The organism is Roseateles puraquae (assembly GCF_002205845.1).
Taxonomy (GTDB): Bacteria; Pseudomonadota; Gammaproteobacteria; order Burkholderiales; family Burkholderiaceae_C; genus Pelomonas; species Pelomonas puraquae.
Genome location: NZ_NISI01000007.1, coordinates 167,767 through 194,232, shown reverse-complemented (window position 1 = coordinate 194,232; position 26,466 = coordinate 167,767). Strand labels below are relative to the sequence as shown.

The 26,466-nt window shown below is 70.8% G+C and carries 28 protein-coding genes; 4 read left to right on the top strand and 24 right to left on the bottom strand.

Features of this window, described 5'->3' with window-relative positions; all coding sequences use genetic code 11:
- Positions 1–178: 178 nt before the first annotated feature.
- The 13 genes from pufC to CDO81_RS18085 all read right to left on the bottom strand — a co-directional run bounded on the left by pufC (position 179) and on the right by CDO81_RS18085 (position 11,205).
- The gene (pufC, locus tag CDO81_RS18140) at positions 179–1,300 is read right to left on the bottom strand and encodes a photosynthetic reaction center cytochrome PufC (RefSeq protein WP_088484638.1); all 1,122 of its coding nucleotides are present in this window, start codon (positions 1,298–1,300) and stop codon (positions 179–181) included.
- Positions 1,301–1,302: 2 nt separating this feature from the next.
- Positions 1,303–1,461 carry a hypothetical protein gene (locus CDO81_RS28165; protein ID WP_158218341.1) on the bottom strand — a complete coding sequence of 53 codons (159 nt, stop codon included), beginning with the start codon at positions 1,459–1,461 and terminating at the stop codon, positions 1,303–1,305.
- Positions 1,458–2,438: a photosynthetic reaction center subunit M gene (pufM, locus tag CDO81_RS18135; RefSeq protein ID WP_088484637.1), complete on the bottom strand. Its 981-nt coding sequence runs from the start codon at positions 2,436–2,438 to the stop codon at positions 1,458–1,460. The genes CDO81_RS28165 and pufM overlap by 4 nt, the downstream gene beginning before the upstream one ends.
- A gap of 12 nt (positions 2,439–2,450) precedes the next feature.
- Positions 2,451–3,275 carry a photosynthetic reaction center subunit L gene (pufL, locus tag CDO81_RS18130; protein WP_088484636.1) on the bottom strand — a complete coding sequence of 275 codons (825 nt, stop codon included), beginning with the start codon at positions 3,273–3,275 and terminating at the stop codon, positions 2,451–2,453.
- Between the two features lie 105 nt (positions 3,276–3,380).
- Complete coding sequence (gene pufA / locus CDO81_RS18125; protein WP_088484635.1) at positions 3,381–3,566, bottom strand: light-harvesting antenna LH1, alpha subunit; 186 nt, start codon at positions 3,564–3,566, stop codon at positions 3,381–3,383.
- Positions 3,567–3,577: 11 nt separating this feature from the next.
- Positions 3,578–3,802 carry a hypothetical protein gene (locus tag CDO81_RS18120; RefSeq protein ID WP_088484634.1) on the bottom strand — a complete coding sequence of 75 codons (225 nt, stop codon included), beginning with the start codon at positions 3,800–3,802 and terminating at the stop codon, positions 3,578–3,580.
- Positions 3,803–3,838: 36 nt separating this feature from the next.
- Entirely contained in the window at positions 3,839–3,988 is a 150-nt protein-coding gene (gene pufB / locus CDO81_RS18115) for a light-harvesting antenna LH1, beta subunit (RefSeq protein ID WP_088484633.1), read from the bottom strand.
- A 95-nt stretch (positions 3,989–4,083) separates the two neighbouring features.
- A complete protein-coding gene (gene bchZ / locus CDO81_RS18110; RefSeq protein ID WP_088484632.1) occupies positions 4,084–5,580 on the bottom strand; it encodes a chlorophyllide a reductase subunit Z in 1,497 nt (498 codons plus the stop codon).
- Positions 5,577–7,055 (bottom strand): chlorophyllide a reductase subunit Y, encoded by a 1,479-nt coding sequence (bchY, locus tag CDO81_RS18105; RefSeq protein ID WP_088484631.1) that lies wholly within the window; start codon positions 7,053–7,055, stop codon positions 5,577–5,579. The genes bchZ and bchY overlap by 4 nt, the downstream gene beginning before the upstream one ends.
- A 15-nt stretch (positions 7,056–7,070) precedes the next feature.
- Complete coding sequence (locus CDO81_RS18100; protein WP_088484630.1) at positions 7,071–8,090, bottom strand: chlorophyllide a reductase iron protein subunit X; 1,020 nt, start codon at positions 8,088–8,090, stop codon at positions 7,071–7,073.
- Positions 8,087–9,040 carry a chlorophyll synthesis pathway protein BchC gene (gene bchC / locus CDO81_RS18095; protein WP_088484629.1) on the bottom strand — a complete coding sequence of 318 codons (954 nt, stop codon included), beginning with the start codon at positions 9,038–9,040 and terminating at the stop codon, positions 8,087–8,089. The genes CDO81_RS18100 and bchC overlap by 4 nt, the downstream gene beginning before the upstream one ends.
- A gap of 91 nt (positions 9,041–9,131) precedes the next feature.
- Positions 9,132–10,307 carry a methyltransferase gene (locus CDO81_RS18090; protein ID WP_088484628.1) on the bottom strand — a complete coding sequence of 392 codons (1,176 nt, stop codon included), beginning with the start codon at positions 10,305–10,307 and terminating at the stop codon, positions 9,132–9,134.
- A gap of 10 nt (positions 10,308–10,317) precedes the next feature.
- The gene (locus CDO81_RS18085) at positions 10,318–11,205 is read right to left on the bottom strand and encodes a polyprenyl synthetase family protein (RefSeq protein WP_088484627.1); all 888 of its coding nucleotides are present in this window, start codon (positions 11,203–11,205) and stop codon (positions 10,318–10,320) included.
- Between the two features lie 94 nt (positions 11,206–11,299).
- Between CDO81_RS18085 and crtD the strand changes: the two genes are divergently transcribed.
- From crtD to CDO81_RS18070, 3 genes are read left to right on the top strand one after another with little or no spacing between them, the layout of a single operon-like run.
- Positions 11,300–12,883, top strand: coding sequence for a 1-hydroxycarotenoid 3,4-desaturase CrtD (crtD, locus tag CDO81_RS18080; protein ID WP_088484626.1), 1,584 nt, complete (start codon positions 11,300–11,302; stop codon positions 12,881–12,883).
- Positions 12,884–12,906: 23 nt separating this feature from the next.
- Positions 12,907–13,797: a carotenoid 1,2-hydratase gene (locus CDO81_RS18075; RefSeq protein ID WP_206602126.1), complete on the top strand. Its 891-nt coding sequence runs from the start codon at positions 12,907–12,909 to the stop codon at positions 13,795–13,797.
- On the top strand, positions 13,797–14,786 hold the full coding sequence (locus CDO81_RS18070; protein ID WP_206602125.1) for an NAD(P)H-binding protein: 990 nt from the start codon (positions 13,797–13,799) through the stop codon (positions 14,784–14,786). Before CDO81_RS18075 ends, CDO81_RS18070 begins: the two co-directional genes overlap by 1 nt.
- Before the next feature lie 38 nt (positions 14,787–14,824).
- Here the strand turns inward: CDO81_RS18070 and CDO81_RS18065 are convergent, their stop codons facing one another.
- Genes CDO81_RS18065 through CDO81_RS18050 form a run of 5 tightly spaced genes read right to left on the bottom strand, consistent with a single transcriptional unit; the run spans position 14,825 to position 20,152 of the window.
- Positions 14,825–16,075 carry a serine hydrolase domain-containing protein gene (locus CDO81_RS18065; protein WP_088484625.1) on the bottom strand — a complete coding sequence of 417 codons (1,251 nt, stop codon included), beginning with the start codon at positions 16,073–16,075 and terminating at the stop codon, positions 14,825–14,827.
- Positions 16,076–16,124: 49 nt separating this feature from the next.
- Positions 16,125–16,286, bottom strand: coding sequence for a hypothetical protein (locus tag CDO81_RS28160; RefSeq protein ID WP_158218340.1), 162 nt, complete (start codon positions 16,284–16,286; stop codon positions 16,125–16,127).
- On the bottom strand, positions 16,283–17,569 hold the full coding sequence (gene hemA / locus CDO81_RS18060; protein WP_088484624.1) for a glutamyl-tRNA reductase: 1,287 nt from the start codon (positions 17,567–17,569) through the stop codon (positions 16,283–16,285). The genes CDO81_RS28160 and hemA overlap by 4 nt, the downstream gene beginning before the upstream one ends.
- Positions 17,566–18,594, bottom strand: a complete 1,029-nt coding sequence (locus CDO81_RS18055; RefSeq protein ID WP_206602124.1) for a phytoene/squalene synthase family protein — start codon at positions 18,592–18,594, stop codon at positions 17,566–17,568. The genes hemA and CDO81_RS18055 overlap by 4 nt, the downstream gene beginning before the upstream one ends.
- The gene (locus CDO81_RS18050) at positions 18,578–20,152 is read right to left on the bottom strand and encodes a phytoene desaturase (protein ID WP_088484622.1); all 1,575 of its coding nucleotides are present in this window, start codon (positions 20,150–20,152) and stop codon (positions 18,578–18,580) included. The genes CDO81_RS18055 and CDO81_RS18050 overlap by 17 nt, the downstream gene beginning before the upstream one ends.
- Before the next feature lie 41 nt (positions 20,153–20,193).
- Here CDO81_RS18050 and bchO point away from each other — a divergent pair, with 41 nt between their 5' ends.
- The gene (bchO, locus tag CDO81_RS18045; protein ID WP_088484621.1) at positions 20,194–21,075 is read left to right on the top strand and encodes an alpha/beta fold hydrolase BchO; all 882 of its coding nucleotides are present in this window, start codon (positions 20,194–20,196) and stop codon (positions 21,073–21,075) included.
- Between the two features lie 191 nt (positions 21,076–21,266).
- Here bchO and CDO81_RS18040 read toward each other — a convergent pair whose 3' ends face one another.
- Genes CDO81_RS18040 through CDO81_RS18015 form a run of 6 tightly spaced genes read right to left on the bottom strand, consistent with a single transcriptional unit; the run spans position 21,267 to position 26,466 of the window.
- A complete protein-coding gene (locus CDO81_RS18040; RefSeq protein WP_088484620.1) occupies positions 21,267–21,635 on the bottom strand; it encodes a glyoxalase superfamily protein in 369 nt (122 codons plus the stop codon).
- A 56-nt stretch (positions 21,636–21,691) separates the two neighbouring features.
- Positions 21,692–22,102 (bottom strand): type II toxin-antitoxin system tRNA(fMet)-specific endonuclease VapC, encoded by a 411-nt coding sequence (gene vapC, locus CDO81_RS18035; RefSeq protein WP_088484619.1) that lies wholly within the window; start codon positions 22,100–22,102, stop codon positions 21,692–21,694.
- 11 nt (positions 22,103–22,113) lie between these two features.
- On the bottom strand, positions 22,114–22,347 hold the full coding sequence (vapB, locus tag CDO81_RS18030; protein WP_088484618.1) for a type II toxin-antitoxin system VapB family antitoxin: 234 nt from the start codon (positions 22,345–22,347) through the stop codon (positions 22,114–22,116).
- A 57-nt stretch (positions 22,348–22,404) separates the two neighbouring features.
- A complete protein-coding gene (locus CDO81_RS18025; RefSeq protein WP_088484617.1) occupies positions 22,405–24,123 on the bottom strand; it encodes a magnesium chelatase subunit D in 1,719 nt (572 codons plus the stop codon).
- 26 nt (positions 24,124–24,149) lie between these two features.
- On the bottom strand, positions 24,150–25,169 hold the full coding sequence (gene bchI / locus CDO81_RS18020) for a magnesium chelatase ATPase subunit I (protein WP_088484616.1): 1,020 nt from the start codon (positions 25,167–25,169) through the stop codon (positions 24,150–24,152).
- A gap of 4 nt (positions 25,170–25,173) precedes the next feature.
- Positions 25,174–26,466 carry a DUF3422 family protein gene (locus tag CDO81_RS18015; RefSeq protein WP_088484615.1) on the bottom strand — a complete coding sequence of 431 codons (1,293 nt, stop codon included), beginning with the start codon at positions 26,464–26,466 and terminating at the stop codon, positions 25,174–25,176.

The following is a 26,466-nucleotide window of genomic DNA, read 5'->3' as shown; positions in this document are numbered from 1 at the left end:
CGGCACCGGGCCTGTGGCGTTCGATTATGACGAACGCTCTGATCGTAGGCACCCGACTCGGGCACCGGCCTCCTCGCCTCTCCTTGGCGCGCTCCCCGGGGTCGAGCCGCAGCGCCTGCCGCAGTGCGCCCCGAGGTGTCACCGCCGCGGATGGACCCGCGGCGGCGGTTCTCCAATGTCAGCCCGGGGTCGCCGGCTTGGCGGTGTCCGCGGGCAGGGCCTGCATGGCCTTCACGTCGTCCGCCGTCAGCGTGGCCACACCCGAGGCGGCGGCGGCGGGGACGGGCGACTTCATCTGCAGCTCAGGGTGGAACTTGGCCATCTCGGCACCGTACAGCGGCTTGTGCGCACCCTGGTGGCAGGTGGCGCAGTTCACCTTGGCCACGTCACCGGCGGGCCCGCGCCGGTTGGCCGGGAAGGTGTCGGTGAGCGGCACCAGGTACTCCTGGTTCAGCGCCCGCGCCATGCGGATGCCGTGCCAGGCGGTGAGCCGCGGCGGCGAGCTGTTGTCCCAAGAGCCGAAGGAGCGCGTGTTGTGGCACTGCGTGCAGTTCACGCCGAGCGACTTGGACATGTGCATCATCAGCCCGTAGGTCCACTCCGCCTGCTTGGTGCTGTGGCGATTGCCCGCCGGCAGCGCCTCGGTGCCCGCGACACGGATGTTCTGGCTCTCCAGCAGGAAGGGCGTGAACGGGTCGTAGGGCAGCGAGGCCAGGCCGACCGTCTCGGCCGGGGTGTTCTGCCCCGCCTTGTCGCCCGCAAAGCCGTTGGCGCCCTTGGGGCTCAGCGGCTGGAACCACACCTCCTTGGGCACCGGCTCGCCGCGATGGCAGGTGTAGCAGGTGACACCGGTCTTGCCGACGTGGCGCTGCCAGTCGACGTTGATGGTCTGCGTCATCTGCAGCATGCGCCGCGCCACGACCTTGGCGTAGAGGGTGTCCTCGGCAAAGTTCTGCACATTGTGGCAATGCACGCAACCTTGCTTGGGGGCCACCCAGGCGGTCATGGCCGCCATGGTGCGGTTGAACTCGCCCACGCTCAGGTGGCCGAGCACCTTCACGTTCTGGTAGACCTGCGAGGCCTTGGGGCCGTCGGGTGACGCAGGCTCGATGGGCGCCGGCGCCTCGTTGGCCGGCGCCTGGGCGGCCAGCGTGCGCGGGTTGTACACCTGCTCCATGCCGGTGCCGCGGTAGCCGCGCTGCACGGTCTGCACCGGCGGGCGTTCGCAGCCGGCCAGCAGGCCGAGCGTCAGCACCAGGGCCAGGGTCAGCCCGCGTTGGAAGACTTGGGTCCGCTTCATCGTCACACCCCCGAGGTGGATTGCGACCTGACGGCCACGTCATGCGGCACAGCCGCCGCGAAGCCGTTCTGCATCGCGAGGAAGACCCCCGTCTCACGCAGGCCGGCACACAGGCCGTCCCAGAGCTGGCACACCCAGTCCGACCAGGCGGCGCGGCTCATGGCTGCACCCCGGGCACGGCCAGGGCGGGATCAGGCACGGGCGGGAACACCGCCGGGTACATCGGCGCAATGCCGTGCTTCACACCCCAGAGGTACCAGTTGTCCACCACGGTGCCGGTCAGCAGGATGCCGATGCCCCCGCACAGCGGGCACAGCACGGCGAACCACCAGGCCCAGCGGTGGATGGATTCCATCGTCGCGTTGAAGCCCATCGTCCAGCGCCAGAAGAGGGCTGCACGTTCGCTGGCCGTCCCGCGGTCGGTGATCTGCTCGATCTCGCGCTCGCCACCGAAGCGACTCACCGCCAGGATGGTGGCGCCGTGCATCGCGAACAGCAGCGTGCTGCCGTACAGGAAGGCGATGCTCAGCATGTGGAAGGGGTTGTAGAACAGGTTGCCGTAACGCAGGCTGAAGGCCGCCGTCCAGTCCAGGTGCGGGAAGATGCCGAAGGGCACCGCCTCGCCCCAGCTGCCCATCAGCACCGGACGGATGAAGCCCAGCACCAGGTAGAGCCAGATGGCCGCGGCAAACGCCCAGGCCACGTGCGTGCCCATGCCAAGCTTGCGCGCGCGCCGGTACATGCGCACCCACCACAGCAGGATGGAGGCCGTGAGGAACAGGCCCGCCAGCAGCCACCAGCCGCCCTGGTTCAGCGGCGGCAGGTGCAGGCCGTAGGCCGGCGGCGGCGGCTCCAGCGCCAGCCAGGGCAGCTGGCGCACGAACTGGATCGGGTCCCAGCCCACCGAGGCCCACATGTTCAGGCCGATGATCTCGATGGCGATGAAGCCGCAGATCAGCGAGCAGATGCCCAACCAGCCCAGGTAGATGGGCCCGAGCTGCGCGTCACCCAGGCGACCGAGCAGGTGCACATGGGTCATGCCGCCAGCGCGCTGATATTCGTCCCGGCCCAGCGGCACGCCGGGGTAGGACGGTGCCGCGACCTGCACGCTGGTGAAGAGGTTCTGATATTCAGCCATGGTGTTGTCTCCTCACTTCCAGACGGGCAGGTTGAGCCACCAGCTCCACCATTCCGGCCAGCCGCGCGTCCAGAAGGGCCCGCTGATGACGATGCAGACGGCGCTCCAGAAGCCGGCCGACAGCGCCAGGAAGAGGCCGAGGCGGTGGATGCCCAGGGTGCCGATCGAGTAGCCGATGGCATCGCGGAAGAAAGTGTTCTCGTGCTCGGGCGTCTTGACCACTTCGCCCGGCGCCGGGTTGGTGGCCGACAGGATCAGGGCCCCGTGCAGCGACAGCGCGAAGGTGGTGGCAAAGAAGAAGCTCACCGCCAGCATGTGCGCCGGGTTGTAGTGGAAGTGCAGGTACTGGTAGCCGGTGTTGGACACCCAGTCCAGGTGGCTGATGATCCCGTACGGGAAGCCGTGCCCCCAGGCGCCCATCAGCACCGGGCGGATCACCACCAGCGTGACGTAGGCGAAGATCGCCACCGAGAAGGCGAAGGGCACGTGATAGCCCATGCCGAGCTTGCGGCAGATCTCGACTTCACGCAGCGCCCACGAGCCGAAGGCCCCGATGGCACAGACCGTGATGAGCTGCCACAGGCCGCCCTCCATCAGCGGGGCCATGCCCAGGCCGTATTTGAGGTCGGGTGGCGCGATGCTGATCTGCCAGAGGTTCCAGGTGCCGCCCTGCGACGCGCCCCAGACGATCAGCAGGGTGCCGACGAGCGAGAAGAACGCCGTCGTGACGCCGAAGAAGCCGACGTAAAAAGGCCCGACCCAGAAGTCGAACAGGTCGCCTCCCAGCAGGGTTCCGCCGCGTACGCGGTACTTCCGTTCGAAGTTCAGCATGGCCATCTTTGCCACCTCAGAGTGAGGGGCGCCCGCGGGATGCAGGGCCCCGTGCGGTCCGGACACGGCGCGAGGGCATGCCCCGCACCGTGCCTTGCGACGACGCGTCGACTACTTCGGCGCGGCGGCCGGCATCGATGAGTTCTGAACCACCGGCTTGGTGTTCGGGCCATCGAGCCAGTTGTACTTGTTGGTACTCAGCAGCACGAAGTGAATCACCAGTGCCAGTACGAACAAGAAGGCGAACAACGCGACCAGCGCTCTGCGCGGGTCGAACAGCAACCAAATCTTCCACATGCTTGGATCTCCTAGTTCAGGTGGGACATGAAGGTGTAAACACCCGATCTCACACCCTTGATCAGCGATTTCTCGCCCTCCGCCCCTGGCAACCACGCGCGCCACTTCAGGAACAGCACCTGGGCGGCGAGCGCAATCAAGAGCACGAAGACAAAACTCACGAGGAACAAGGCCTCGTAGGTCTTGGAGTCCTGCGCGGCAGGGTTGCTCGCTGGGATGGTCGTGATCTGGGCCATGGCGGACCTCTCTTTCAGTTGGGACTCAAACCGGGCTTAAAGCCAGGGACGCCACATCCACACCAGCACATGAGCCACGATGGCCACCACCGTGAAGCCAATGAAACTGGACATGAAGATGCCGTGGAATTCCCGGGCTTCGTTCTCAGTCAGCCCGGACAACGAGCCTGATCTGTTATCAGCCATATCGATCGCTCCTCAAAACGGCCTTGCGGCCAGCACCGCGCAGCTCCCGCGCGGCAGGGACTTCCAGGGCAACAGGCCCACGGCAAGACTTGTGTTCATGCGACCGCTCCGATGGCTGCAGCGGCAAGTTGGCGGGCACGGCCTTCGAGGTCCTGCACCGCCACCGTGGCCGCCCCCCGCGCGCGGGCCGCGGCCTCGGCCTGGTCCCGCAGGCGCTTGGCGGCCGAGATGCGCACCAGCACCGGCTGGGCTTCCAGCAGTTCGTCCAACAGTGCGCGCGCTTCGTCGCTCCAGGGCAACTCGGCCAGCGCGCGCGCCGGCGTGGGGTCGACCCGGTCCAGCTCGGTGCCCAGCGGCAGGATGTGGAAGAGCGCGTCAAACAACGCGTTGCAGAACTCCTGCACCAGGTAGGTCGCGCCCGCATAGCCCATGAACGGCGTGCCGGTCGCGCGGCGCACGATGGCACCGGGGAAGGAGGCCGGGATGAAAGCCGGCTTCATGGGCCCGGCGGCGGGGGCCTCGGCGAGGTACATGCGCTCGTTGAAGCTGCCGTAGAGCACCAGCGGCGGCTTGTCATGCACGAGGGTGCGGATGGCGGCGTTGTCGGTCTTCTGGCCCGGCTTGCGGCCCACGGCAAAGTGGCATGGCAGGCCCAGTTCGGTCTCGAAGAAATGCCGCACGCCGCGCGCATAGGTTTCGCTCGCGACGATGCCGAAGCTGGCTGTGGCGAAGAAGTCCTGCGTGACCGAGCGCCACAGGTCCCACAGCGGCTTGATGGTGGTGTGCTTCTCGCGCTCGATGAAGGGCTCGGGGTCGAGATGCAGCAGGCGGCCGAGCTCGCGCAGGAAGGCCGTGGTGCTGTGCAGGCCGATGGGTGCCTGCAGCCAGGGCCGCTGCAGGGTCTCGCACAGCAGCTGGCCGAACTCGCGGTACAGGCAGATGTTGACGTCGGCGTCCACCAGCCGCGGCACGTCGGTCAGGTGGCTGCCGAGCGGGAAGACGAGGTTGATCTCCGCGCCGATGCCCTCCACCAGGCGGCGGATCTCGTGCAGGTCGCTCGCGCTGTTGAACTGCCCGTAGCAGGGGCCGATGAGGTTGACGCGCGGCTTCTCGGTCGCCGGGCGCTGCTCGAAGGGCGTGCGGGCCGGCACCTGGCGCAGGCCGTGCTCGGCCCAGAGCCAGTACATCGCGCGGTTGGCGCATTGCCACTGGTCTTCGTCGATGGTGCGCGGCAAAAAGCGCGCGATGGTCGTGCCCTCGGGCGTCACGCCGCCGCCGATCATCTCGGCGATCGAGCCAGTGACCACCACGCTGGGCAGGTCGGGGTCGAGCGCGGCGTGCGCCCGCTTCATGCTGCCTTCAGTGCCCTCGCGGCCGAGCTGCTCTTCGGCAAGACCGGTCACGACGATGGGCAGCTCGTGCGGCGGCAGGGCGTCGGTGTAGTGCAGCACCGAGGTGACCGGCAGGTTCTCGCAGCCCACCGGCCCGTCGATGACGACCTGCAGGCCCTTGATGGCGGTGAACACATAGACGGCGCCCCAGTAGCCGCCGGCGCGGTCGTGGTCGAGGACGAAGTTCAGCGGCAGGCTCATACCATCTGCTCCGCCTGGCGCCGCTTCATGATCTTGATCACCTGGCGCCGCGTGTCAGCCCGGAACTCGGGGTGAAGCACCGGGGTCTCGGTCCAGACACCGGCCTTGTCGCCCGCGCCGGTGTCGCCAAAGAACTCGCGCATCGCATCGAACCGCGCCTGGTTGGCAATCGCGCCGTTGATGACCTGCGCCAGCGAGCCCGCACCGGCCGGCCCCATCAGCGGCCGGGCCGAGATGAGGTTGGTGAAGTACAGGGCCGGCAGCCCGCGCTGCTTGCACGCCTGCACCAGCGGCGTGGTGCCGATGGCCAGCTGCGGGCGGTGTCGGTCCACCGCTGCCAGGTCTTGCTCCAGCGAGGCGCGGTACTGCACCTCGCAGCCGCGCGACTCCAGCCACACCCGATCGGGCTCGGACCAGGGCGTGCGCGGGCAGGCCGTGCCCACATAGGGCACCGTGGCGCCGCTCTCGATCAGCAGCCGGGCCACCAGCAGCTCCGAGCCTTCATAGCCGCTGACGGTGACCTTGGCGTTGATCGGCGCGCGGGCGAGCGCGCCGCGGATGGCGGGGTCGAAGGCGGCGATGGCGGCTTCGACACGGGCGCTGGGCACCTCCGCGGCTTCACCGATGGCACGCAGCCAGGCGGCCGTGCCTTCGGCGCCCACGGGTGCGGAGCCCACCACCGGGCGCCCGGCGGCCTGCAGCTCGCGAACGCTGGCGGTGTAGAAGGGATGGATGGCCGCGGCCACGGTGCAATCCAGCGCGGCATAGAGCTCGCGCCATTCACGCGTGGGCACGACCGGGCCGGTCTTCAGGCCCAGTGGCGCCAATAGACCACCGATGACCATCGGGTCGGCCGGGAAGAGTTCACCCAGCAGGCTGACGGTGCGGGCGCTGTCCAGGCCCTGCTCGCGCCAGCCTTTGGGTGCGGTCACCGGGCCGGCCTCGGCCTCGCTGCTCGCCCGCTGCAGCATGGCGCCGGCCAGCACGTCCTTGGCCTCGGCGTGGGTGGGTACGCCGAAGCCAGGCACATCGATGCCGATGATGCGCACCCCGTTGATGACCTTGGGCAGCAGCTGCAGCGGCACGCCGCTGGCGGTGGGCACGCACAGGTTGATGACGACCAGGGTGTCGAGCTTGTCCGGGTCGGCCTGGGCATGCACCGCGTCGCGGATGTCTTCGAACAGCTTGCCCGTCACCAGGCTCTCGCTGTTGAAGGGCACATACCCGACGCTGCGCTTGGCTCCGTAGAAATGCGAGGTGAACGTGAGCCCGTAGACGCAGCAGGCCGAGCCGCTGAGGATGGTGGCCGTGCGGCGCATGCGCAGCCCCACGCGCAGCGAGCCAAAGGCCGGGCACATGCTCTGCGGCTGGTCGTGCGGGCCCTTGGGGTAGTCGGCCGCGTAGCGCTCGAGCGTGTCGCGCGTGGCCGTGCTGTCGGCCTGGGCGCGTTCGACGGAAGCGTGGCAGTTGCTCATGGCGGGCTCGGTGCGTCAGGCCTGGTCGTAGACGACTTCGAGGCTGGGCTTCGCGAGGTCGGCGCGGCCCACCATGTCGAACACCGTGGCCGGCTCCATCTGGAAGTCGCGCCCCGTCACCTCGGCCGAGAACAAGCCCAGCAGTTCGTCCTGCGTCTGCGGGCGGGGGCGCTGCGGCGGCGCATCGGCCACGTTCTGAGCCAGCTCGGCGAACAGCGGGCCCCATTCGCCCTCGGGCTTGCCGATGATTTCGTAGCTGGCGCTCTTGCGGCGGATGTCTTCGTTGGCCGGGATGGCAGCCAGCACCGGGATGCCGGCGTTCTTGGCGAAGGCGGCCGCCTCGCCGGTGCCGTCGTCCTTGTTGATGACCATGCCGGCCACGCCCACGTTGCCGCCGAGCTTGCGGAAGTACTCCACCGCGCTGCAGACGTTGTTGGCGACGTAGAGGCTTTGCAGGTCGTTCGACCCGACGACGATGACCTTCTGGCACATGTCACGCGCGATCGGCAGGCCGAAGCCGCCGCAGACCACGTCGCCGAGGAAGTCCAGCAGCACGTAGTCGAAGCCCCAGTCGTGGAAGCCGAGCTTCTCCAGCGTCTCGAAGCCGTGGATGATCCCGCGCCCGCCGCAGCCGCGGCCGACCTCGGGGCCGCCGAGTTCCATCGCATAGACGCCGTCGCGCTTGAAGCACACGTCGCCGATGGCCACCGCTTCGCCGGCGAGCTTCTTCTTGCTGCTGGTCTCGATGATGGTGGGACAGGCCTTGCCGCCGAACAGCAGGCTGGTGGTGTCGCTCTTGGGGTCGCAGCCGATCAGCAGCACCTTCTTGCCCTGCTGGGCCATCATGTAGCTGAGGTTGGCCAGCGTGAAGCTCTTGCCGATGCCGCCCTTGCCGTAGATCGCGATGATCTGCGTGGTCTTGGTGACCGGGCCGGTGGCGGGCGCGTCGGGCTCGATGGCGGCTTCGTCACGCAGCGCCTGTGAACGCGGCTGGAAGCGCACCGGCGCCTCGCTCGGAATCGTCGAGGTGCTCATGCGTGGTGTCTCCAATCCAGAACCATCTTCAGGCAGCCGGCATCGTTGAAGGCCTGGCTGTAGGCGAGGCCGGCGTTCTCAGCCGGTTCGCAGTGGGTGAGCAGGCCGTCCAGCGACAGCCGGCCGGCGTGCAGCAGGGCGCTGACGGCCTGCATGTCGGGGCGCTTCCATTCGGCCGCGACACGAATGCGCGCCTCGCGCATGAAAGCGGGCGCGAAGTTGAGTGACAGCGGCTGCGAATAGAAGCCCGCGAGCACCACTTCGCCGCCAAAGCCCAGGCGGCCGATGAGGCTGTCGAGCAGGCCGGCATCGCCGCTGACGTCGTAGATGGCTCGGTAGTCGCGGCGGTTGTCGTCCTGCGGGTGCATCACGCGGTAGCCGACCGAGCCGTCCATGCGCACGGGGTTGGTTTCCCAGACGGTGAAGTCGGTGATGCCAGCTGCCACATTCATGCGCGCCAGCAGGCGGCCGAGCACGCCGTGGCCGACGATGAGGTCGGGGGGCGTGTGGGGTTGGCTTGCGCCCCCGCCGGCCACGCTGTGATAAGCCGTGGCAGCCAGCGCCAGTAGCACGGCCTGCTCGCCGAGCTTGTCATCCACCGGCACCACCTTGGCGCCCGGCACCACCAACCGGGAGGCCGAGGCGCCAAAGAGACCCCGCACCTCGCCGAAGCAACGCGCACCTGGCACGAAGACCCGCTGGCCAACCCAGTTGTCACTCTCGGGCCCGACCGCCATCACCCGGCCCACGGCCTCATAGCCTGGCACCAGCGGGTAGCCCATGCCCGGGAACATCGGCATGGTGCCGTTCCAGATCAGGCGCTCGGTGCCAGTGCTGATGCCGCTGAACTCGACCTCCACCACCACATCGCCAGCCTGCAGCGAGGGCAGGCGCAGCGGCGCCAGGCTGAGGCGCTCAGGCTGCTCGATGACGACGGCCAGCGTGTTCATCAGGCGTGCACCACGGCGGTGAAAGTTCTCGGATCCATGAAAGTCATCCTACGCTTACATTGACAAACGTCAACTGCGCTTTACACCGTTTTCACTCGGGGGTTTTCGCTAGGACTGCGCTGGCCTGCAATGGCACAGCCGTTGCCAGCCGCTGCACCTGAATGAAGCCCGCCTCGGCCAGCAGTTCGCGCAGGCGCGCCTCGCTGCGGGGCTCACCCCGCCCCATGGCCAGCAGGTAGAACCCGAAGTAGGCGTGGCCCATGCGCTCGGCGCCGGGTGTGTCGGCCAGGGGCTCGGCCAGCAGCAGGCAGCCGCCGGGCACCAGGGCCCGCCGCACCGCACTCAGCAGGCGCAGCACGCGGTCATCGTCGTGGTCATGCACCACGCGCAGCAGGGTGACGAGATCCGCCCCGACGGGCAGCGCATCCTGGAAGAAATCGCCGCCGACCGCGCTGCACCGGCCCGCCAGGCCGGCCTGGGCGAAGCGCTGCTGGGCCAGTGCCGCCACGCCGGGCAGGTCGAACACCTGCACCTGCAGGCCCGGCGCGGCCTGCGCCGCCCGGCAGGCGAAGGCGCCGTTGCCACCGCCCACATCGAGCAGCCGGCGATGCCGATGCAGCGGATAGGCCTGCAGCACCTGCTCGGCCACCAGCGGCTGCGAGGCGGCCATCAGGGCGGAGTAGGCGGCCAGGCGCTCGGGCGGCAGGGCATGCGGGGCATCGGTGCCGGCATAGGGCCAGTAGTCCGCCAAGCCGCCGCCAGGCAGCGCCGCAGGCACGCCCGTGTCGCCGCGCAGCAGGGCCAGCGGATCCGCCAGGTCGCGGTAGAAGGCGGCGTGGTGTTCCACCATCGCCGCCAGGCCGGCATCACCCGCCAGCGGCGCCCCCAGCGGGCCCAGGCCGACACGGCCGTACGCCCGGTGCTGCAGCAGCCGCAGCGCCACCGCCGCGCGCAGCAGCCGCTCGGCATGGGCCAGCGGCATCTGCCAGCGGGCCGCCAGCGCCGCGGCCGTCTGCGGGCCCTCGGCCAGCAGCAGGTCGAACAGGCGCAGCTGCACGCAGGCCAGCAGCACTTGTGAGTAGACGAAGCCCGCCACCAGGTCAAACACCTCGGCGGCACGGCGCCGGGCAATCCATCGGGTCAGCGGGAAGGCCTGGGCCCAGTGCCGGAATCGGGCGCTGCCGAGCAACCGGTCTCGCCAGGCCAGCAGCCCGTCACTCCAATGCGCCGCGGGCGCGACGGCCGCCGGCGGGCTGGTGGCTGGCATGGCGGCCCCGTCAGGCCAGGGCCGCGAGCGCGGCGACCTGGGCGGTCAGCCGCTGCGGCACCAGGCGATCGGCCTCGTGGCGGATGATCTGACGCAGCTGCGACGCCCCTGGGCACACCGGCACGCTGAGCAACGTGGCTTGCACCAGCCGCTGGAACTCGGCCATGGCGCCCTCCAGGCCCAGCGCACGGGCCGAACTTGGCCGGTCGCGAGCCACGTCCTGGCCACCGGGCTTGCCGAGCACCTGGGCATCGAGCATCACGTCGCGGATGTCGTCGGCCACCTGGTAGGTCTGGCCCAGCCGTTCCCCCAGCGCGCGCCAGGGCTCGCCATCAGCCCCCGCCGCCTGCGCGCCGGCCATGGTGGCGGCAGCGAAGAGCGCGCCGGTCTTGGCCTGCTGGTAGTCGGCCAGCGACAGCTGGGGCTCGCATTCCCAGGCCTGGCCGGCGACGATGCCCAGCGGCATGCCCACGCCCTGAGACACCGTGCGGAGCAACACCGGCAGCCGCGACAGGTGGCGGCGCGTGGTGCGCCCCAGCACCTCGAAGGCGGCGACGATCAGCGCATCGCCCGCCAGCACCGCCAGCCGCTCGCCGAACGCGCGGTGCACCGAGGGCCGGCCGCGCCGGGTCTCGGCAGCATCGAAGCAGGGCAGGTCGTCATGCACGAGGGACGCGCAGTGCAGCAGCTCGATGGCGGCGGCCACGCCGTCGGTGAGTTGCGCATCGTCTTCGCCACAGGCCCGGGCGACGGCCAGCGTCAGTTGCGGCCGGATGCGCGCACCGCCGGGGAAGACCGCGTGCTGCATCGCCGCCGCCAGCTTGGGCGGATGGCCCGGCTGCAGGCTGGGGGCCAGGCTGGCCCGCAGGGCGCGTTCGATCCGATCTTCATTCGGCATAGCGGCCTTTGCTCATGGATGACCCGGCCGCCTGTAGCCGCCGAATTACATTACATTGTGTCAACCAGAATAGACACGTCTCCAGGTCGCGTCAATGAGCCGTACCCACCCGTCGCCTCCCTTGCGGCCACCCCGCGTGGTGGTTGTCGGTGCGGGCGTGGGCGGCCTGGCGGCCGCAGCGCTGCTGGCCCACGAAGGGCTGGACGTGCAGTTGCTGGAGCGCGCCGATGGCCCGGGCGGCAAGATGCAGCCGGTGGAACTGGGCCCCCTTCGCCTGGATGGCGGCCCGACGGTGCTGACCATGCGCTGGGTGTTCGATGCCCTGTTCGAACGCCTGGGTGAATCGCTGGACCGCCACGTGCACCTGCAGCGCTGCGACGTGCTGGCGCGCCATGCCTGGAACGCGGATGAGCGCCTGGACCTGCATGCCGACCTGGCCCAGAGCCTGGCGGCCATCGCTGCCTTCAGCGGCCCGGCCGAGGCAGCGCGCTATGAAGCCTTCTGTACCCGCAGCGCGCAGGTCTACGCCACGCTGGACCGGCCCTTCATGCGCAGCGCCCGGCCCACGCCGCTGTCCCTCACCTGGCGGGTGCTGCGCCAGCAGGGCCTGCCCGGGCTGCGCCAGCTGCTGCGCATCTCACCGTTCTCGACGCTCTGGCAGGTGCTGGGCAGCTACTTTCATGACCCGCGGCTGCGCCAGCTGTTTGGCCGTTATGCCACCTACTGCGGCTCCTCCCCGTTCGAGGCACCGGCCACGCTGATGCTGGTGGCCCATGTCGAGCGCGAGGCGGTGTGGCAGATCGAAGGCGGCATGGCGCGCCTGGCGCAGGCCCTGGTGCGCTGCGGGCAGCAGCAAGGGGTGCGGCTGCGCTGCAACGCCGAGGTGAAACGTCTCCTGGTGCAGGACGGGCGCATCAGCGGCGTGGCGCTGGCCGATGGCGAGACCCTGGCCGCGGATGCGGTGGTCTTCAATGGCGATGCCCGCGCGCTGACGACTGGCTTGCTCGGGCCGGACGCGCCGCAAGACCTGGCCCATGGGCAGCCCTCGCTGTCCGCCCTGACCTGGCATGCCGAAGTCGAGGCGAGCGGCTTCGAGCTGTCGCATCACAACGTGTTCTTCGGCCCGGCGCAGGGGTACCGGGCCGAGTTCGAGGCCATCGCTGCGGGCAGCCTGCCGGCGTCGCCGACGGTCTACGTCTGCGCCCAGGACCGCAGCGGCCAGGCCCGCGCGCCCCGGCCGGGGCCGCGCCGCCCGGAGCGGCTGATGTGCCTGGTGAATGCCCCCGCCGACGCCCACGGGCGCGGCCTGACTCACGAGGAGATCGCACGATGCGAAGCACAGATGTGGGGCCGCCTGCGCGAGGCCGGCCTGCGGGTGACGCTGAGCGGGCCGCCCCGGCTGACGCGGCCGCAGGATTTCGCGCAGCGCTTCCCGGGCAGCCAGGGCGCGCTGTACGGCCCGGCGAGCCAGGGCTGGCGCGCGAGCTTTCAGGCCCGGCCGGCGGGCCGCACCAGCCTGCCGGGTCTGTATCTGGCCGGGGGCTCGGTACACCCGGGGCCGGGGGTGCCGATGGCGGCGCTGTCGGGCCAGTTGGCCGCCGAGCAAGTCCTCGCGGGCCTGGCTTCGACATCGCGCTCCCGCCTGGTGGCTATGCCTGGTGGTATGTCGACGCGATAAGCGACGCCCAGCCTGACGGCAGCGTGCATGCGCTGACGCTGATCGCCTTCATCGGCAGCGTGTTCTCGCCCTACTACGCCTGGGCGCGTCGCCGCCATGGCGATGCAGGCGCCGCGGCCGAGTCGCATTGCGCCGTGAATCTGTCGCTTTACCGCCGTGCGCCGGGCGCTGCCGGCTTTCAGCGTCGATGGGCCATGACCGAGCGCGGTGCCCCCGCCCTGGCGCGGGATGCCGCGCGGCTGCAGATCGGCCCCAGCCGCCTCGCGTGGCAGCCCGACGGCAGCCTGTGCATCGACATCGACGAATGGACCTCGCCCTGGCCGAAGCGCCTGCGCGGCCGCGTGCAGGTGTTGCCCGGCGCCCTGCCCGGCCGCGCCTTTGCACTCGACGGCGGCGCCCACCATCACTGGCAGCCCATCAGCCCCGGCTCGCGCGTGGCGGTGGACTTCGATGCGCCTCACCTGCACTGGACGGGTGATGCCTACCTCGATGCCAATCACGGCAGCCGCCCTCTGGCGCAGGACTTTCGCAGCTGGCAATGGCAGCGCAGCGCCCTGCCCGGCGGCCACGCCCGCGTGCTCTACGAGGTGCAGCCGCGCCACGGCGATGAGCGCGCGCTGGCGCTGGCGATCGACGCTGAAGGCGGCATCCGCGCCCAACCTGTGCCGCCATGGCAGGCCTTGCCCGGCAGCGCCTGGGGGGTGGCCCGCAGCAGCCGGGGCGCGCAGGCCCCGCAACTGATCGCCACGCTGGAGAGCGGCCCTTTCTACTGCCGCTCGCTGCTGCGCGATGCCAGCGATGGCACGCTGGCCGTGCATGAAAGCCTGTCGCTGCAGCGCTTCCAGCAGCCCTGGGTGCAGGCGATGCTGCCATTTCGCATGCCGCGCCGCACCGGCGGACCTGCGGGGGCCTGATGGCACGCGTGTTCATGCTCGGCGCCAGCGGCACGATCGGCCAGGCCACCGTGCGTGCGCTGCTGCGCCGCGGGCATGAGGTGGTCTGCCTCGTACGCCCGCGAGCCGGGGTGGGTGGCCGGCTCGACGCGGCCGCCCTTGCCGCACGACTGGCCGGCGCTGAGCTGCGCTTCGGTGATGCCTGCGACCCCGATTCCCAAACGCGCGACGGCTGGCGCGGCGAACGATTCGACGCGCTGATGTCCTGCCTGGCCTCGCGCACCGGCGCCCCGCGCGACGCCTGGGCGGTCGACCATGCCGCCCACCACCACGCGCTTGCCGCCGCCCAGGCAGCCGGCGTGCGCCACGTGGTGCTGCTGTCGGCCCTGTGCGTGCAAAAGCCGCGGCTGGCCTTCCAGCAGGCCAAGCTGGCCTTCGAGCGCGAGCTGATGGCCTCCCCGCTGGCCTGGTCCATCGTGCGGCCCACAGCCTTCTTCAAGTCGCTGAGCGGCCAGGTCGACCGGGTCCGGCGGGGCAAGCCTTTTCTGCTGTTTGGCGACGGCCGGCTCACCGCCTGCAAGCCCATCAGCGACGACGACCTCGCCGACTACCTCGCCGACTGCCTGCACGACCCCATGCGGCAGTGCCAGGTGTTGCCCATCGGCGGCCCCGGCCCGGCCATGACGCCGCGCGAGCAGGGCGAGCTGCTCTTCGAGGCCTTGGGGCTCACGCCCCGCTTCTCGCAAGTGCCGGTCGGCTTGATGGATGCGGTGGTGGGCGGGCTGGCCCTGCTCGGCCGCCTGTGGCCCGCCGCGGCGGACAAGGCCGAGCTGGCCCGCATCGGCCGCTACTACGCCACCGAATCCATGCTGGTGCTCGACCCCATCACCGGCGACTACGAAGAGCGCCTCACCCCCTCCACCGGCCGGCAAACACTGGCGCAGTTCTATGCCGCGCTCGCCCGCGGCCAGGTCGCGCCGCCGGAGCGGGGTGACCACGCGGTGTTTTGAGCCGCCGCAGACCGGAAGACAGCGCCCAGTACAGCGCCTCAAGGCTTGCGGTAATGCGCCGTGATCGCATCGATCAGCGCCTGCCGGACCTGGGCTGATCGTGCATCCGTCGCACCCGGCCAGGCGCTTTGCGTGACGACGACGAGTTGCAGCTCTGGATCGATCCACATCCCCTGGCCGAAGATGCCTGAGGCGCGGTAGGCGCGGCCGTTGGTGGTCCACCACTGCAGCCCGTAGCCGCCGCGGCCCTGCAGGCCGGCCACGGCCTCGCGTGTGGTGGTGGTGGCTTGGGCCACCCAGTCGTCGGGCACCAGCGACTGGCCGTTCGGCAGCCGCGCGCCGCGCATGAAGAACTGCGCGAAGCGGCCGTAGTCGCGCAGCGTGGCCGACAGGCAGCAACCGGCGATCTCACCGCCCCCGGCGTCGACCATCCAATAGGCATCGCCCTCCATGCCCAGCGGCTGCCAGACCTTCTCGGACAGATAGGCCGACAGTGTCTGGCCGGTCACGGCACGTACCAGAGAGCCGACGAGGTTGGTCTCACCCGTCTTGTAGACCCACTTCGTGCCGGGCTCGGCCTCGCGCGGCAGGCGCGCCATGTAGGCCACGACCGGGTCGGCGCCGTTCACCGACGGCTCGGCACCGAAGCGGGCGACGTCGGAGTTGGGGTCACCGTAGTCTTCGTTCCAACGCACGCCCGAAGTCATGTTGAGCACCTGGCGCACGCTCACACCTTCGTAGGCCGAGCCCTTCAGGCCCGGCAGGTAGGCGGTGATGGGGTCGTCCAGGCTGCGGATGCGCCCGTCGCGCACGGCCGCGCCCACCAGGGTGGACGAGAAGGACTTGGCCACCGAGAAGCTCGTCCAGCGGCTTTGCGGCGTCTGGCCCAGGCCGTAGCGCTCCAGCACCACCTGGCCGTCTTTCAGCACCAGCAGGCCGGCGGCGCGGTTGCGCTGCAGGTAGTCGTCCACGGTCCAGGTCTGGCCGCCGACATGAAAGGTCAAGCTCAGCGGCTCGGCCGCCACAGGCAGGGGTGACACGGTCGCCCCCTTGGCCACGCGCCGTGCGGGGAAGAGGTCTTCCATGTGCGGGTAGCCCGCCTTCTGTTGCTCGAAGCTCCAGAACAGCACGCCGCCGGGCTTGGCGGGCCCCGACGCGGCAGGTGCGGGCGCTGCGGGTTCGGCAGCCAGCACGGGCTGGGCGAGCGCGCCGAGCAGGGCGAGGCTGGTCAGCCAGCGCGCGTGGCGATGCGAGTGCTGAAGGAACGTGGACAGGTGCGGGGATCTCATGCGGTGCGCCTCCTCGTCGTGTGCGGGCTGTCGAGCCGGAGCACTGAGCTTAGCGGTCGCGCCCGGCTTCGTCCTGCGGCGCCAGGGCCTCGCGCTGCGCCTGCTCACGCTTCCAGCGCCGCCAGCCCCACCACTGCCAGCCGGCCCAGCCGAGGATGAGGCCGAAGAACAGCCCGAGCTCAATCAACCCGTAGAAGCGCTCGTCGATCACACGCTGTCGCGCAGGAAGAGGCGCTGCACTGAGGCCACCCATTGGCGATGCGCATCACCCGCGCTGCCATGCAGCTCGCTGAGCGCGCCGTGCAGCATCTTGCGGGTGAGCGCGGTGGAGAGCGCTTCCATCACGGCGTCCACATCCTGGCCCCTGGCCAGCGCGCGGCGGGCCTTGCCGAGTTCGGCCTGGCGCCAGTCTTCGGTCTGCTTGTGCAGCGCCTGGATGAGCGGCACGCTCGCCCGCTGCTCCAGCCACTGCGCAAAGCTGTCGACGCCTGCATTGACGATGGCCTCGGCATGGGCGACGGCGGCCTGGCGACGTTCGCCGTTGGCCTGCACCTGCTGGGCGAGGTCGTCGACGGTGTAGAGGTAGATGTCGTCGAGCTGGGCGACCTCGGGCTCGATGTCGCGCGGTACCGCCAGGTCGATCATCAGCATCGGGCGGCGTTTGCGCGCCTTCAGTGCCCGCTCCACCGCCCCCAGGCCGATGAGCGGCAGGCTGCTGGCGGTGCAGCTGATGACGATGTCGAAGTTCGGCAATGCCTGGCCCAGTTCCGCCAGCGGCAGCTGCGCGGCACCCAGCCGCTGCGCCAAGGCCAGGCCGCGGTCGGCGCTGCGGTTGGCCACGGTCATCTGCAGCGGCTTCTGCGCTGCGAAATGCGTGGCGACCAGCTCGATCATCTCGCCCGCGCCCACGAAGAGCACGCGGCGCTGCGCGAGGTCGTCGAACAGCTGCTGCGCCAGCCGCACGGCGGCTGCCGCCATGCTCACCGCGTGGGCGCCGATCTCGGTGCGGCTGCGCACTTCCTTGGCCACCGCAAAGCTGCGCTGGAACATCTGGTGCAGCGTGGTGCCCAGGGCGCCGGCGCTGCCGGCCTCGCGCACCGCGGCCTTCATCTGCCCGAGGATCTGCGGCTCGCCGAGCACCATGGAATCCAGGCCCGCCGCCACGCGGAAGGCATGCCGCGCGGCCTCCGCACCCTCGCGGAAATAGCTGTGCTCACGCAGCTCGGCCGGCCGCGTGCCGCCCTGGGCCGCCAGCCATTCAATGGCCGGCTCGGCCAGGGCCATCGCATGCCGCGGGCAGGCGCTGGCGGGCAGGCCCACATAGACCTCGGTGCGGTTGCAGGTCGACAGGATGGCCACCTCGGGCTCGGCCGGTGCGAGATGCTGGCGCAGCGCCTGCACATTGCGCCCCAGCGCCTCCAGAGGCATCGCAAAGCGGCCACGCAGGTCCAGCGGCGCGCTGCCGTGGTTCAGGCCCAGTGCCAATACGGTCATGCGGCCCTCCGGCCCCAGGCGGCCTGGCGGTCTTCAAGCGCCAGCCGCGTGAACAGGTCGATCACGACTTCAGCCCCCGCTGCACGCGCAGGTGCCGGCACGCCGGCTACCGCCGCCAGCAGCGGCTCGCAGGCCGGCAGCACCGGCGCCCTCAGCTGCCGCTGCGACGGCCGCAGGCTGACCGCCGCGGCCAGCAGCAGTCCGGCCTTGCGATAGCCGGGCACCACGGCGCGTCGGCTGATGGCGTCGCACCGCGCCCGCTCGACCTCATGCCCCACCTCCGCGTAGAGCAGCCGCGCGGCGTTGATGCCGGGGCGGCAGGCCAGCGGCAGGCTGGCCACGCCGGCCGCAGCCCGCGCATACAGCTGCTCGGCGGCATCGAGCAGCCGCTGCACCACGGCGGCCAGCGGCGCACTGTGGCGCGGCTCGGCCAGCCAGCTCTCGGGCGACAGGCCCGCATCGCGCAGCCACTGCAGCGGCAGGTAGAGGCGGCCCATGCGGGCGTCTTCACCGACGTCACGGGCAATGTTGGAGAGTTGCATCGCCACGCCCAGGTCGCAGGCCCGGGCCAGGGCGGCCGGGTCACGCACGCCCATCAGCAGGCTCATCATGGCGCCCACGCTGCCGGCCACGCGGGCGGCGTAGGCCTGCAGGTCGTCCAGCGTTTCGTAGCGGCGGCCGTCCACGTCCCAGGCCAGGCCTTCGAGCAGCAGGTCGAGCAAGGCCCGCGGGATGGCGTACTGCGCCACCACGGCCGCCAGCGCGCGGTCCGCGGCCACGGGTTGCGGCCGGCCTTCGAACACGCGGTCCAGTCGGCGGCGCAACTGGGTCAGCGCGAGCCGCCGTCCGCCCTCAACGTCCACGGTGTCGTCCGCCAGCCGGCAAAAGCCGTACAGCACGGTGGCCGGCGCACGCACCGCGGGCGGCAGCAGCAGCGAGGCCGCGTGGAAGGTCTTGGAATGATGGGCCAGGCTCGCGCGGCAGACGGCGAGGTCTGCGTCCAGCAACTCAGGCAGTTCGGGCATGGGCGAGGCCCTCCGGGTTGGGCGAGACGAAATGACGGGCGAGTTCGCGGCCATGGGGCACCACCGCATCCAGCACGCGCGCCGACGACAGCACGCCCGGCAGGCCGGCGCCCGGGTGCGTGCCCGCGCCCACGAGGTAGAGGCGGTCGACCTCTTCGCTGCGGTTGTGCGGGCGAAACCACGCGCTTTGCGTGAGCACCGGCTCCAGCGCGAAGGCGGCGCCCTTGTAGGAACTCAGCCGGTCCTGGAAGCCCTGGGGCGTGAGCATGAGCGAGCTGATGACCTCATCCTCCAGCCCCGGCAGCAGGGTCTCGGACAGCCGCTTGGCAATCGCCGCGCGATAGGGCTCGGCCTGCTCGCGCCAATCGACGCCCGCGTCCAGGTGCGGCACGGGCGACAACACGTAGAAGGTGTCGCAGCCCGGCGGCGCGAGGCTGGGGTCGGTGGCGGTGGGGCGGTGCAGGTAGAGGCTGAAGTCGTCGGCCAGGTGCTTCCTGGTGAAGATGTCGTCCAGCAGGCCGCGGTAGCGGGGGCCCAGCGAGATGGTGTGGTGGGCCACGTCGGGGTACTGGCGACGGGTGCCGAAGTACCACACGAACAGGCTCATTGAATAGCGTGCCTTGGCGATGCGCTTGTCCGTCCAGTGGCGGCGATGGCGGGCCGGCAGCAGGTGCTTGTAGGTCCAGGCCGAGTCGGCGTTGGACACGACCACGTCGGCCATCACCTGCTCGCCCGAGGCCAGCCGCACGCCGCAGGCCGCGCCGCCTTCGACGAGGATCTCCTGCACCGGCGCGCTGCAGCGCACCCGGCCACCCTGCCCTTCGATCAGCCCCACCAGCCCGCGCACCAGCGCGCCGGTGCCGCCCATCGCGAAATGCACGCCAAAGCGCCGCTCCAGGAAAGCGATCAAGCAGTAGACCGAGGTCGTCGAGAACGGGTTGCCGCCCACCAGCAGGGACTGGAAGGTCAGGACCACCCGCAGCTTTTCGTTCTTCACATGCTTGCAGGCCAGGCTCCAGACCGTGCGGTAGCCCTCCAGCTTGAGCAGGTCGGGCAACACGCGGGCCATGTCGGTCCAGCGCTCGAAGGACACATGGCCCAGCTGCTCGAAGCCCACCTTGTAGATGGCCTCGCTGGCTTGCAGGAAGCGCTCGTAGCCGGCCACGTCATCCGGCGCCAGGCGGGCCACCTCGGCGCGCATGGCCTGGGGGTCGCCGCTGTAGTCGAAAGTGCTGCCGTCGTCGAAACGCACGCGGTAGAACGGCGCCACGGGGCGCAGGTCGACGTCGTCGGCCAGGCGCCGGCCGCACAAGCCCCAGAGCTCCTCGAACAGAAAGGGCGCGGTGATGACCGTGGGGCCGGCGTCGAACGTGAAGCCGTCCTGCCGGTGCACATAGCCGCGGCCGCCGGGGGCGTCGAGCTGCTCCAGCACCGTGACGCGGTAGCCCCGGGCCCCGAGCCGCACGGCAGCGGCCAGCCCGCCAAAGCCGCTGCCAATGACGACCGCCTGCGCCTGAGGGGGTGCGGCGGCGGGGAGGCCCTGGCTTGGTGTCAACATCGTTTGATCCTATGCTTGTCCACTTTGGTTGACAACTCAGGATGCACCCCGACCTCCCCCCGCCCGGTACCCTCCAGGCCGGCGGCCTGCGCTGGCGGCTGCAGCGTGCCGGCCCGCCCGGGGCGCCAGGGCTGCTGCTGCTGCATGGCACGGGGTCGTCGGGCCAATCGTGGGCGGGGTGCCTGCCCGGCTTGGCTTCGCAGTTCGAGCTGGTGGTGCCCGACCTGCCCGGCCACGGCGGCACGGCCGCCTTTGAGGATCGCGAGGCCAGCCTCGGCCGCATGGCCCAGGCCGTGACGGCCCTGCTGGCCGCGCTGAACTGGCAGCCTCGACTGGTGGCCGGCCATTCAGCAGGCGCTGCGGTGATGGTGCAGCTGGCCCTGGATGGGCGGCTGCCCTCGGCGCGCGGGCTGCTGGCGATCAACGGCGCGCTCGAACCCTTGCCCGGCCTGATGGGCCTGGTGGCCCCCGCGGTGGCGCGGCTGGCCTCGCGCAGCGAACTGCTGCCCGGCTGGGTGACCCGCCACGCCGCTCAACCGCGGGCCCTCGACCACCTCATCGGGTCCACCGGCTCCCGCTTGAGCGCCGACGGCGTGGCTCATTACCGCAACCTGCTGCGCCAGCCCGAGCATGTGCGCGGCGTGCTGGACATGCTGGCGAACTGGCGCCTGAAAGACCTTCAGGCCCGCCTGCCTACCCTGCACCTGCCCCTCTGGCTGGCCGCCGGCCTGGGCGACCGCACGCTGGCGCCGGTGCGCTCGCTGGAACTCGCGCGGCGCCTGAAGGGCGCGCGCTTCCTGCCGCTGCAGGGGCTGGGGCATCTGGCGCATGAGGAGGCGCCGGAGGTCATCAATGCGCTGCTGCGTGAGTTGCAGGCGTTCACGGCGGTCGAGGGGCCGAATGCCGGCGCTGACTTGAACTGACCCTGGCGATGGCGGTGAACGACCGCGAGCGGCTGGTGCTCAGCATTGCGGTCAGTCAGGCTACAGGGCTAGGGTGCCGGTGCCGGCTGTCGGCCAGCAGCAGCCTCGGGCCAGGTAGAGCGGATCGCGATCCGCCGCTGAACCGGACGCACGAGCTTCGGCTGCCCTACCGCCGACCCAGAGCACCCAGCTCAGGTGCTGATCGCGTTGGTGAACGTCAGCCGGTTGCCAAAGGGATCGGTCACCGTGAAGTCCCGCGACCCCCAAGGCATGTCCTGCAGCACCGGGCGCGCAAAACCGTAGGCGCGAGCCATCAGCTCGGCATGGAAGGCGTCGATGTCATCCACCTGGATGCGCAAGGCCGCACCCGGGCAGGCGTCGCCATGATGTTCGGACAGATGCAGCACGCAGGCATCGCGCGACACCTGCAGATACAGCGGCAGCCCCGGCTCGAATCGATGGTCCCAGTCGACCTGGAAGCCCAGGAACTGCACATAGAACTCACGGGCCTTCGCTTCGTCGAAGCTGCGCAGAATGGGGGTGGTGTGGGAGAGCTGCATGGGAGGCATCTTGCCGCACAAGGCGCGATGCGTACCAGGCGCCCGCACTGCCCGGCTCAGGGCTGGCTGGCCACCCAGTTTTCAAGAAGGAGTCCAGGCACCCGTTCGAACTCGCCCACGTTGTTGGTGACCAGCGTCAGCCCCTCGCTGCGCGCATGGGCAGCAATGTGCAGGTCATTGACGCCGATCGGCCGCCCGATCTTCTCAAGGGCCGAGCGGATGGAGCCGTAATGCGGTGACGCCCTGGGGCCGTACGGCAGCACCTCGATCAGGCTGGCGAACTCCTCCACCACCGCGAGGTTCTGGGCGACCTTGGCGCTCTTCTCCGCGCCATGGTAGAGCTCGCTCAGGGTGACAGCCGACATGGCCATGCGGCCGGCGTTCTCGTTGAACAGGCCCATCACCTCGATGGGGCGACGCTTGATGACGTAGATGACGAAGTTGGTGTCGAGCAGGTACTTCAGCATCGACGCCGGCCTCAGAAGGATTCCCGATCCGGCTGTTGCTGCTCCGCGCGATCGGCCATGAAGTCATCAGAAGCGCGCGGCCCATTGAGGAAGAACTCGTCCCAGGTGTGGCCCACCGGAGAAATGATGCGGTCACGACCACGCGCCCGGACCTGCACCTTCTTGACGCCCTCCGGCAGGCGCACGTCCGCCGGGAGACGAACGGCTTGCGAACGGTTGTTGGTGAACACGGTGGTGATGCTCATGACGAGACCCGCGGCAAGTGGGATATAGCGTCAGCATATGGCGCCACCCGACGACCTTCAAATCGCCTGCGCCACCACCGCATGCACCTGGGCGGCCTGCCCGTGCGGCAGCGGCACGTAGCGGGCGCCCAGCGTCTGGGCCAGCAGCAGCGCGGCGGGCTCGGGGCGGGGGGAGGTGTCGATGAGCAGGCTGTGCAGCCCCTGGGCACGCACGCGGCGGGCCACGGCGAGGGCGTCTTGCGCGGCCTGGGTGCGGCCGGGGCTGCCATCTCGGGCGATGTTGGCGCGGGCGTCGGTCAGGAAGACGAGCACGGCCCGGCCGCCGTCGCGGGCCTGCACCTGGCCGCCGAGCAGCGAGGCGGCTTCCAGGCCCGCAGCCAGCGGCGTGCCACCGCCGCCGGGCAGGCTGGCGAGCGAACGCCGCGCGCGCGCCAGCGAGCGGGTGGGTGGCAGCAGCAGCTCGGCCCCGGCGCCGCGAAAGGCAATGAGCGCGACACGGTCGCGGCGCACATAGCAGTCGGCCAGCAGCAGCTCGACCGCGCCCTTGGCCTCGGCCAGCCGGTGCAGGGCTTGTGAACCCGAGGCGTCAACGACGAAGACCGTGGTCGTCTCCTGCGGGCGGCGGTAGCGCTTGATGTGGAAGTCGTCGCGGCGCAGCAGCAGGCGGGTCGGCGCGGAGGGCAGGCCTTGCGCGTCTCGCTCACGGCGGCGCAGGTGCTGCCAGGGCACGGCCGCGCGCAAGGTGGCGAGCAGGTCCAGCCGCTTGCCGGCGCCCAGGCTGCCACGGCGCGAAGCCAGCGGGCGGCCGCTCTGCGCCGGGCGGGCGGGCGCGCCCCGTCGCCCGCCGGCAGCGCCCTGGCGTGGTTCCATGCCGGCGAGGCTTTCGAGCAGGCCGGGTGGGATGGCTGCCTGCGCCGCGGCGAGGGTCTGCTCCTGCAGGGCCTGCACCTCGGAGGGCGACGGCGTGGTGGCGTCGGTCGACGGCGCGTCTGGGCGCTCCTGCGACTCTGGCGGCGGGGACGGTGGCGCCTGGGCCTCCGGCGGCTCGGCGGGTGCCGGCAACGCCCGCGCGCGCGGCGCCAGCACCAACCGCGCGGCAAGCTCGGCATCGGCCTGCGTGACCGACGAACGCCCGGCCAGCGCGGCCGACGCACGCGCCGCGCACCAGGCCTGCCAGACGGTGCGCATTGAAACGATGCCCAGCGCCGAAGCCGTCGCGCTCAAGGCCTGCACGGTGGCCTCGTCACAGGCCACCGCGGCCAGCCGCGCACGGGCGGCGTCGACGGTGGCCAGGGCGGGGAATTCAGGGGTGCTGCCGTGCGCGTCGAGCGTCACCGTGGCGATGAGGCCGAGCCGCTCCTGCAGGGACGCCGGCAGGGTCTCGTCGGGCGACAGGCCTTCATCCAGGGCGACGAGGCCGACGCGGGCCTCGCGGTCGTCCAGCGCCGCGGCGAGCCGGGCGGCGAGGCCCGCGTCGGCCCGCTCGGCCATGGGCAGCAGCAGCAGGCCGCCCGCCGCCTCGGCGATCAGGCCCGGCTGTTGCACGGGCCGGCCAGTGGCGAGGCTGGCGCCGAGATCAAGCCCGCCGAGCAGGCGATCGTCATCCACCTGCAGGGGCACGCGGCGCCAGGGGGTGCCGACGGGCAGCACGGTGCGCAGGCCCGTCAGCAAGGCGTCCCGCGCCGGGCTGTGCCCGCCTCGCAGGCACAGGCCGCCGAGGCCCGCGGGGTCCACCGCCAGCAGGCAGGCGGCCTGGGTGGCGGCATCGTTCATCATCGGCGGCCGAGCTGCAGCCGGCGGGATCAAGCCCACAGTTCCGCCACGGCGCGCTCAATGCGGTCGCCCGAGGCGGTGTCATCCAGCGGGTTGCGGCGCAAGCGATGGCGCAGGGCCGACACGGCGACGTCGCGCAGGTGGGTGAGCGTGACCGTCTCGGCGCCCTCCAGCGCAGCCAACGCGCGGGCCGCGCGCATCAGCGTGAGCTCGCCGCGCAGGCCGTCGCTGCCCACCGCCACGCACAGCTCGGCGGCGCGCTGCAGCACGTCATCACCCACGGTGAGCGCGCCCAGGCGGTCACGCGCCTGCAGGATCTGGCGGCGCACCTTGGCATCGGCCTTGGCCCACTGCGCACTAAACGCAGCGGGGTCGCGCTCATAGGCGTCGCGGCGGCGCACGACCTCCACGCGCTCGGCGATGTCGGTGGGCGTGCGCACTTCGACGCTGAGGCCAAAGCGGTCTTGCAACTGCGGGCGCAGCTCGCCCTCTTCCGGGTTGCCGCTGCCGATCAGCACGAAGCGGGCGGGGTGGCGCAGGCTCAGGCCCTCGCGCTCGATGAGGTTCTCGCCGGAGGCGGCCACGTCGATCAGCAGGTCCACGAGATGGTCTTCCAGCAGGTTGACCTCGTCGATGTAGAGGAAGCCCCGGTGGGCCTTGGCCAGCAAGCCGGGCTCGAACACCTTGACGCCCTGCGACAGCGCGCGCTCCAGGTCCAGCGCGCCCAGCACGCGGTCTTCGCTGGCGCCCAGCGGCAGGTCGACCACGGGCACGGGCAGCTCTTCGGTGCGCACCCGCACGCCCTGCTTCAGATGGACACAGTCGTCACAGCCGCCGATGGCCTGGGGGTCGCAGTGGTAGCGGCAGCCCTGCACGGCGCGCATCTTGGGCAGCAAGGCTGCCAGACCCCGCACCGCCGTCGACTTGCCGGTGCCACGGTCGCCGAGCACCAGCAAGCCGCCGATGGCGGGCTCAACCGCCGCAATCAGGATGGCGCGCTTCATCTCGTCCTGGCCGACGAGCGCAGAGAAAGGATAGGGGGTGCTCATGGGATCAGTGGGCCTCTTGTTCACTGGCATGCCGGCGCGCGCGCCGCACGGCCTGGAAGGCCAGCAGCGCCAGCACCGGCACGCTCAGGCCCACGAAAAGATCAACATCGAGCTTGAGCCCGAGCGAACGGCCACCCTTGGCCACATAGCCGACCACCCCGGCCATGTAGTAGACGATGGCCGCGATGGACAGGCCCTCCACGGTCTGCTGCAGCCGCAGTTGCAGCTTGGCCCGGCGGTCCATGGACGCGAGCAGGGCCAGGTTTTGCTGCTCGCGCACGATGTCCACGCGGGTCGACAGCAGATGGCTGGCCTGAGCGACACGCTCGGAGAGATCGTGCATGCGCTGCGAGACGGTGGCGCAGGTGGCCACGGCGGGCGTGAAGCGCCGGCCCATGAACTCGTCCAGCGTCTGCAGGCCGGTCAGGCGGCGCTCGCGCAGCTCGCCGATGCGGGTGCGCACCAGAGCCGCATAGGCCCGGCAGGCACCGAAGCGGAACTGGCTGGCGGCCAGGCCGCTCTCGATCTCGGCCGCCAGGCGTGTGAGCTCCTGCAGCAGGTTCTCGTCGCGGCCGGTCTCGCGGGCGTTGCCGGCGGCGATGCTGTCGGCCAGGGCCGCCAGCGCGCGCTCGATGGCCTGCAGGCGCGGGGACAGGCGCCGTGCCACCGGAAAGGCCAGCAGGGCCATCATGCGGTAGGCCTCGATCTCGAAGAGGCGCTGCAGCATGCGGCCCGCGACCAGCGGCGTGAAGCCTTGGTCGATGAGCAGGAAACGACCAAAGCCGTCGGTGTGGGTCAGGAAGTCGGAGTAGACCAGGCGGGCCCCATCCCCGATGGCACTGCCCACCACCATGCGTTCGCCAAAGCATTGGCGCAGCAGGTCGCCGAGGGCCCGGCCTTCGGTGGGCGAAAGCAACTCGGCATGGCCGGCATAGACCGTCATGCCGGGCACGCCGGCCAGCCAGCCGGCCGGCAGCTGCGCGGCAGCCGTGTCGGCGAATGGCTCGCTGCCGTCAGACGGCATCAGCAGGGTGTAGCTGGAGAACTCGCCGTGCCGCTCCCATTTCAGGCGCAGTGCGCCGATGGGGCCGCTCCAATGCACGGCATCGGGCGCGGGAGCGGGCTGGCCGTGCTGCCGGCACAGACGCCCGAGGTGGGCCAACTCGCGCTCGTCGGCGTCCACCAGCACCGCCACATAGCTCGCCCGACCGGGGGCCGCAAGCGGCTCGGACGGGCGGGCATGGACCTCCATGGCCAGCGCGCTGCGCTCCGGGAGGTCAGCGGGCAGCAGCCGCAC